At 63.7% G+C, this 7641-nt stretch carries 6 protein-coding genes; 3 read left to right on the top strand and 3 right to left on the bottom strand.

Annotated features, from left to right (window positions below; all coding sequences use genetic code 11):
• Nucleotides 1-143: 143 nt before the first annotated feature.
• Nucleotides 144-1781, bottom strand: coding sequence for an AMP-binding protein (locus IEX32_RS17950; RefSeq protein WP_188772922.1), 1638 nt, complete (start codon nt 1779-1781; stop codon nt 144-146).
• Nucleotides 1782-1935: 154 nt separating this feature from the next.
• On the opposite strand from IEX32_RS17950, the gene IEX32_RS17945 reads away from it, so the two are divergent.
• Genes IEX32_RS17945 through IEX32_RS17935 form a run of 3 tightly spaced genes read left to right on the top strand, consistent with a single transcriptional unit; the run spans nt 1936 to nt 5328 of the window.
• A complete protein-coding gene (locus IEX32_RS17945; RefSeq protein ID WP_188772921.1) occupies nt 1936-3114 on the top strand; it encodes an aromatic ring-hydroxylating oxygenase subunit alpha in 1179 nt (392 codons plus the stop codon).
• Nucleotides 3115-3155: 41 nt separating this feature from the next.
• Nucleotides 3156-3986, top strand: a complete 831-nt coding sequence (locus IEX32_RS17940; RefSeq protein ID WP_188772920.1) for a sugar phosphate isomerase/epimerase family protein — start codon at nt 3156-3158, stop codon at nt 3984-3986.
• 19 nt (nt 3987-4005) lie between these two features.
• On the top strand, nt 4006-5328 hold the full coding sequence (locus tag IEX32_RS17935; RefSeq protein ID WP_188772919.1) for an aromatic ring-hydroxylating oxygenase subunit alpha: 1323 nt from the start codon (nt 4006-4008) through the stop codon (nt 5326-5328).
• A 59-nt stretch (nt 5329-5387) separates the two neighbouring features.
• Here the strand turns inward: IEX32_RS17935 and IEX32_RS17930 are convergent, their stop codons facing one another.
• Complete coding sequence (locus IEX32_RS17930) at nt 5388-5891, bottom strand: VOC family protein (RefSeq protein ID WP_188772918.1); 504 nt, start codon at nt 5889-5891, stop codon at nt 5388-5390.
• Between the two features lie 71 nt (nt 5892-5962).
• The gene (locus IEX32_RS17925; RefSeq protein WP_188772917.1) at nt 5963-7636 is read right to left on the bottom strand and encodes an FAD-dependent oxidoreductase; all 1674 of its coding nucleotides are present in this window, start codon (nt 7634-7636) and stop codon (nt 5963-5965) included.
• Between the last annotated feature and the right edge of the window lie 5 nt (nt 7637-7641).

Below are 7641 nucleotides of genomic sequence, written 5' to 3'. Positions count from 1 at the left end.
GCGTCCGGCTTTGTGTGATCCCGAAACCCCATGAATCACGCCATCGCTCAACCCGCCACCAAAACCTTTGCCGCCGCCCGTTAACCTGAACCCGTTGCCGTGCGCTGCCGCCGTCGGGCATTGACGAATCGAGGGGCAGCGGTTCAGGCCGTCGCTGCGCCCTCCACCAGCTTCCTCACATCGGCCCGCAGCATGTCCTTGCGGATCTTGCCCGAAGCGGTGCGCGGGAAATCCTCACGGAATTCGAAGCGCTCGGGGATCTTCTGCCTGGCAAGGCCGCTACCGATGATGTGGGCGGCGAGATCTTCGGCCGTGGGCGTCGGTCCATCTGCGATGATGTAGGCACAAATGCCTTCGCCCAACCGTTCGTGCGGCATGGCGACGACGGCTGCTTCACGCACATGCGGATGGCCGTGCAGAACGTCCTCGATCTCCCTGGCCGAAATATTCTCGCCGCCACGGATGATGAGATCCTTCTTTCGGCCGGTGATCGTGAGTGCCCCTTCGGGCGTGCGCACGCCGAGGTCGCCGGTGCGGAAGTAGCCGTCGGCGGTGATGGCCTCACAGCTTTGCACCTCGTCGGCATAGCCGAGCAGCATGCCAGGGCCGCGGGCGAGAATCTCGCCTTCGCTGCCATCCGGCAGGTCGGTGTCCTCATGGTCGACGATCCGCACGTCATAGTCGACGATGGCGCCATCGGTGGTCGCCGCCAGGCTCGTTACATTGGGCCAGCCGAAAGTGACGAGCGGCACTTCCGAAGCGCCGAAGACCCGGAAGGCGCGGCAGTTCGCGAAGGCGGCATTGGCGGCCGGGATCAGGTCGTTCGGAACCGCCGCGCCGCCACAGGCGAAGAAGCGAAAGCTCGGCAGGCGGTTTCCACTTGCCAGAGCAGCGGCGGCCAACTCGACGAGGAACGGTGTAGCCGCGACAGTGCCGACGAGCCGGTGACGGTCGATCAGATCAATCGCCTCCTGCGCGTTCCATGCCTCCATCAGTACCGTGCGGGTGCCGCAGATGAATGGCGCCTCGAGCCCGTTGGCGTAGCCCGAGACATGGGTGACGGGTGAGGGCATGAGTGTCGCCTCGCCGGGGATGAGCCCCCAGTAAGCAGCGCTTTCCCGGACGACGCGCGAGAGCGAGACATGGCTGTGCAGCACGCCCTTGGGGCGGCCGGTCGTACCAGAAGTGTAAAGAACCATCTTGACCCCGAGCGGATCGACCCGGGGCCGCGCGAACGGTATGCCGTGCCCTTCCGCGACGAGCGCGGCATAGTCGTCCAGGCCTTGTCCGCGCACGGTGAAGACGTGGTCCAGGTTTGGCAGGTTCACCTTGATGCGCCGGGCCATGGCGGCAAAGTCGTACTTGCGGAAGCTGGAGGCGACGAAGAATGCCCGCGCGCCGCAATCGTCCAGCATCTGGGTAACTTCGTGGTCGCGGTAGATCGGCACGATCGGATTGACGACAAGGCCCGACATCGCGGCGGCCAGGTTGATTACCATTGCCTCGCGCCAGTTCGGCACCTGGAACGCGATCACGTTGCCGGGGCGCAGGCCGCGGGCATGCATGGCCGCCGAAAGCGCCTCTGCGCCAGTGACAAGCCGGGCGCGCGTGACTTTGGCATCGCCGTCAATGAGCGCGACGAAATCGGGCTCGGCCTCGGCAAGCGCGGTGGCCTGCTCGGCGATTGTGCGTTCATCCCAGACGCCCGCGCCGGCATATGCGGCAAGGTGCGGCGGGGGCGTTGCAAGCCATTCCCAGGGCGGGCTTTTCCTCTCAACCATGATCACTGACTGCCCGTACCGCATCCTTTGGCCAACTGTCCAAAAGGCAAGGCAATCACTGTTCCTGCCGGTCCAGGCCTAGCAACTCTCGTAGCTTGTCCGGCGCGTCTGTCTGGCACAGGATCACCGCAAGAGCCACCTTGGGAGAACATCGTTGGATCGCTTGCAGCACATCGGCGACGTTGCCGAAATCATGCTCGACTATGTCGAAAACAAGAAGACCTTCATGACGGACAGGCCGCTGAAGGTCCCTTCGCGCAGCTATACCGACAAGGACCAGTTCGACGCCGAGATGGAGCTGATCTTCAAGCGCGTTCCGCTGATGCTCGCCTTCACGGCCGAAATTCCCGATCCGGGCGATTACAAGACGATGGACGTCATGGGCGTGCCGGTGTTGATCAACCGCGACAAGCAGGGGCAGGTCCGGGCTTTCCTCAATGTCTGTTCGCATCGCGGTGCGCCGGTGGCGACGGTGGGCAAGGGCAACTGCTCGCGCTTCACTTGCAAGTACCACGCCTGGACATACGGCGCCGACGGCCGCCTGCTCGGCATTTCCGAGGCGAGCACGTTCGGCGAGGTCGACAAGTCGCGCATGGGCCTGCGCGAGCTACCCTGCGAGGAGCGCGCAGGGATGGTCTTCGTGTGCCTCACGCCCAATGCGCCGATAGACCTGGACAACTATTTCCGCGGCCTGCTCGAGGATTTCGAGGCGCTCGACTTTGCCAACTGGACTTACCTCGGCAGCCGCCCGATCGAAGGAGCCAACTGGAAGGTCACCTTTGACGGTTATCTTGAAGGCTATCATTTCCAGTCGCTCCATAAGGACACGATCTTCCCGCGCACACCGTCGAACGTCATGCATTTTGAGGGATTCGGCCCAAATTTCCGCATCGGCTTTCCGCAGCACACCATTGCCGAGCAGTTGAAAGGCGTGCCGCGGGAGAAGTGGGGCGAGCGGGAGAACTATGGCTACGATTTCGTGCGCGGGTTCTTCCCGAACGTGGCGATCTTCATCGCGCCGGAAATCACCCAGGTCGCCCAGATATTTCCGGGGCCGACGCCGGACCGCAACCGCACCGTCCTCAGCTACCTTCGTCGCGAGCCGATGAAGGACGAGGAGGATCGCGCGAAGGCGGAAGCGGCCATGAACTTCTTCCGCGACGTGACCTACGAAGAGGATTACCTGATCGGTCTGGAAATCCAGAAAGGTCTCGAATCCGGTGCGCATGACGAACTGATCTTCGGGCGGAACGAGCGCTGCAACCAGTTCTTTCACGAATGGGTGAACTGGTATCTGGAGGACGACGATTCACTTCCCGAACCCCGGATGTAACGAAGGCGAGCAACAGATTTCGGGCTCCAGGGAGAGACAACTTGCGCCGTATTTCACTTGCCTCGGGCGTTTTGCCGGAGTTTGGCCCGGTTGATATCGTCGAGGCTGCCGTTGCCGCCGGCTTCGATGCTGCCGGGCTGTGGGTCGACGCCGGCGAATGGACGGATCGGACGACGCGCGAGACCCGCGCCGCATTGGCGGCGACGGGACTTCCGGTGCTCGATGTCGAGGTGGTGTGGATCAAGCCTGATTCTTCGCTCGATGAGCACCGCCGGGTCCTCGACGTCGGCATGGAACTGGGTGCACGCAATGTTCTGTGCGTGTCTTCCGATCCCGATCACGGTGCGACTGCCGACCAGCTCTCGGCGCTGTGCCGCCATGCGGAAGGCACCGGCATGCGCGTTGCGCTCGAGTTCGGGATATTCACCGAAGTGAAGAACCTGGCTCAGGCGCTCGGAATTCTCGAGACGGTGGGCCACGCCCTGGGCGCGGTGCTGATCGATCCGATCCATGTCGATCGTTCGGGGACGACGGTCGCCGAGATTGCCGCGATCGACCGGGCGCTACTGCCCTATGCGCAGCTCTGCGATGCACGGGCGCAGCGGCCCGATCCCGCCGATTTCGATGCGGTGATCACCGACGCCATCGATCTGCGCGAACAGTGCGGCGAGGGAGTGCTGCCGATTGCGGCAATGCTCAATGCGCTTCCCGCGGATATTCCGCTGTCGATCGAACTTCGATCGGCTGCGCTGCGCGAGACCTTTTCGCATCCGATGCTTCGGGCCAAGGCGGTAGCGGATGTTACGCGCGGATTTCTTGAAACGCTGACACGGCGACGTTCATCACCCCGCGCCAGCGCTCCGAGGGAATGAAGAAGGAGGATGCAGGACCATGAACGTTCAGGCCAAAGTCTCGCGCTATTCGCAGGAATTCGATCCGCCGGTTCGCGGCGATACCATCACCGCCGACCGCTACACCTCGAAGGCGTGGATGGACAAGGAGACCAAGCATCTCTGGCCCAAGGTCTGGCATCTTGGCGGCGTTGGTGCCGAGTTCGAGGAGCCCGGCGACATCGTGCGGCACAACTTCGCCAGGGAATCGGTGATCATGGTCAAACAGGAGGACGGCTCGATCCGTGCCTTCTACAATACTTGCCCGCACCGCGGAAACCGGCTGATCCTCGGCGATGTCACCAGCGTTCCGCGCATTGTGTGCGGCTATCACAACTGGACCTACGACCTCGACGGTACGCTCGTGAAAGTTCAAGACCCGGACGATTTCGAGGGCGGCAGCCCCTGCGGCAAGGTTCACCTCTCCGAGCTTCGCTGCGAGACTTGGGGGCCGTTCGTGTTCTGGTGCATGGATGACAACGTCGCCCCGCTGGAGCAATGGCTCTCGCCGTTCCCGGAACGCCTGATTGGCTATGGCCTCGACAACTGGGTGCGCGTGCTGAACGTGTCGGCTGACTGCGAGTTCAACTGGAAGATCATCCGCGACAACTTCAACGAGAGCTACCACCTGCCGACGATCCACCCGGAGCTGTCGACCTTCATCAACGACGGCCTGCCTGACACGCTGTTCGAGATGTATCCCAGCGGTCACAACTCGATGTGGATGAAGGGGCATCAGGCCACTACACGGCAGGACTTCCACACCGCCGATGTTCCCGCCCCGCTCGACGAGATTGCGACCGCATGGGGCATCGATCCGGCCGGATACAGCGGGCATACCGGCGACCTGCGCCAGGCGATCATCGAGGCCAAGCGCAAGCTCGGCCCCGGACGCGGCTATACCAACTACAACGACATGACCGACCAGCAGCTCGTGGACTACTACCACTGCACGTTGTTCCCCAACCTCACGCTTACCATGAGCCCCGAACAGTGCCAGATCCTGCGCACCGAGCCGCACCCGACCGACCCGGAAAAGTGCGTGTTCCAGCACTGGTGCCTCTATCCGCCGGTTGAAGGCATGAAGGAAGTCGTCACGCCGGTCGGGACTCTGCCGCTGCGTCACGACGCGGTCGCGCGGCACTCGGTTTACGGCGATGGAGTCTCGGTAGGCTATGTGGCCGACCAGGACCTCTCGATCGGGACCAGTCAGCAGCAGGGCCTGAATTCGCGGGGTTTCAAGGGCTGCATCCTGCCCCGGCAGGAAAAGCGCGTGCAGCGCTTCCACGAATTGCTCAACGACATGGTTATCGGCAAGGACTGAGACGGCGAGTCGGTCATAAGGATAGGGAAACGAGCCGACAGCGTGTCTCCCCGCCATCTTCAGATCGGCAGGATTTCCGGCGTCTTGTGGATTTCCAGGATCTCGAAGACATTCCCGAAGAAATCGCGGCAGTACGTGCCCGAGTAACCCTGCTTCCTGCCGTGCGCGCCGGTCGTGATCGTCGAGAGATCCGGCGGCACATGGACTGGCAGGCCGGCGGCCACGATGCGTTCGTGGACGGCGGCAAGGTCCTCCACTTGCAGTGCGATGTGGGTATATCCGTACTCGTTGACGCCGCGCGTAGTGTCGAGCGGGGCCTGCTTCGGTGCGCTGTATTCGAAGACCTCGATCTGGACATTGCCGAGGCGGCAGAAGAACTGGTCGGCGGCGCTGCCCTCCAGGCCGACGACCTTGTCTATGAAGGGATTGTCGCTCCAGCTCAGCGGTTCGACTTCCTCGACCGCGCCGAGGATATCGAGGTAGAACTCGCGAGCCTTGGCGAGGTCGGGCACCGAGACGCCGATGTGATGCACGCCAATCACGCCGGGTAACGTTCGCGACATTCGCTCTCTCCCATGTGCGCCTTGCCGGGGCAGACCATCGCATTGGACAGTCTGCTCCCGCTTGTGAAGATTCAGGCGCGTTCCGTTGCTGCCTTTGCGGCGCCCGCGCCGGCATTGCGCTGCGCGCCATGCTTTCCGGCGAGGTAGCCGAAGACCATGCCGGGACCGAGCGTGCCTCCGCCCCCGCCGTAGGTCATGCCCATCATCGAGCCCATGGCATTGCCTGCCGCATAGAGCCCCTCGATCGGCTTCATGTCGACATCGACGACGCGGCCGAGCGTGTCGGTCCTGGGCCCGCCCTTGGTGCCGAGCGCGCCCGACTTGACCTCGGCGGCGTAATAGGGGCCGCCCTCGAGCTTGCCGAGCGTGGCTTCCTTCCTGCCCTTGTGGTCGGGATCGCCCCAGTAGACGTCGTAGTAGCTCTCGCCGCGGCCGAAATCCTCGTCCTTGCCGCTCTCGACCATCCGGTTCCAGCGCTCGACGGTGGCTTCCAGTGCATCGGCTGGAATTCCGAGCTTGCCGGCGAGCTCCGCCAGGGTCGCGCCGCGCTCTATCCAGTCGGCGGGTTCGCGCTCATGGCCTTCGTCGCCCACGCCGATGAGCTGGGTGTCGAGAAAGCCCCACTTGTCGTGGAAAGCCTGGTTGAACACGCACCAGGCAGGCAGGTTCTTCCACGAGCAGGAGTTCTGGTCCTGCTCATGGAACGCCGCACCGAAGGCGTTGTAGTTCGCGGCCTCGTTGGTAAAGCGTTTGCCGGTCCGGTTGACCATGATCGTACCGGGCAGCGTGCGCTCGCCGGTAAAGAGCATGCGCCCCATCGGGTTGAGCGGGGCCTCGACCACCGGCATCCACCACGCCTCGCGCATCGCGCCGAGCATGGCGCCGGCCTTCATCGCCATGCGCAGGCCATCGCCGGTATTGGTCTTGATCGAGACCGGCGAGGTCAGCGGGCCGCGCAGGAAGGCGGCCTTGAACACTTCGTTGTATTCGAAGCCGCCGGTGGCAAGGACCACGTTGCGAGCATCGATCCGACGGCCGTCGGCGAGTTCGACGCCGGTGACAACTCCATCCTCTGTCAACAGCTCCCTGCCGCCGGTGCCGAGTTCGAACGCGACGCCCCTGTCGAGGCAGCCGCGCAGCAGGCGGCCTACGAGCGCGTGACCCAGGCCGCGCTCGTCGTTGTCGGCGCGGCGCCGGGCCTCGGCCGGGTCGAGCGGATCGGGAACCGCCTGCGCCAGCGATGTCTCGCCGACGGTGAAGTAGACGTGCGGCCAGTAGTAGGGAGAGACCTCGACCTTGTCGCGCCATTCGCCCAGTTCGCCATAGGGATAGACGGCGCATTCCAGCGTGCGTCCGCCGCGGCTGGCGGCGCCTGGCTGCTCGGGATGATAGTCGGGGAAGTGCGGCACGACCATGAACTGGACAGGCGTTCGCTCCTCAAGGAAGGTGACCATCTCGATGCCGCCGTCGATGTAGGCCCCGGCCATCTCTGGTTCGATCAGCCCGTTCGACATCGAGGCAAGATAGGTCAGCGCCTTTTCCTTGCTGTCCTCCTTGCCGTATGCCTTCTGGTGCGGATTGCACGGAATCCAGATCTGCCCGCCCGACCAGGCTGACGTGCCGCCCAGCTTCTCGCCCTTCTCGACGACCAGAACCCTTGCGCCGTACTCGGCGGCCGTCAGCGCGGCCGTCAGGCCCGCCGCGCCCGAGCCGAGCACGATGAGATCGTATGCCTTGTCTTCCATTCCTG

The sequence above is a fragment of the Novosphingobium endophyticum genome (assembly GCF_014640675.1).
Lineage (GTDB): Bacteria > Pseudomonadota > Alphaproteobacteria > Sphingomonadales > Sphingomonadaceae > Novosphingobium > Novosphingobium endophyticum.
Note: the sequence above shows the minus strand (reverse complement) of the source record. Positions and strands in the feature narration are given on the sequence as shown.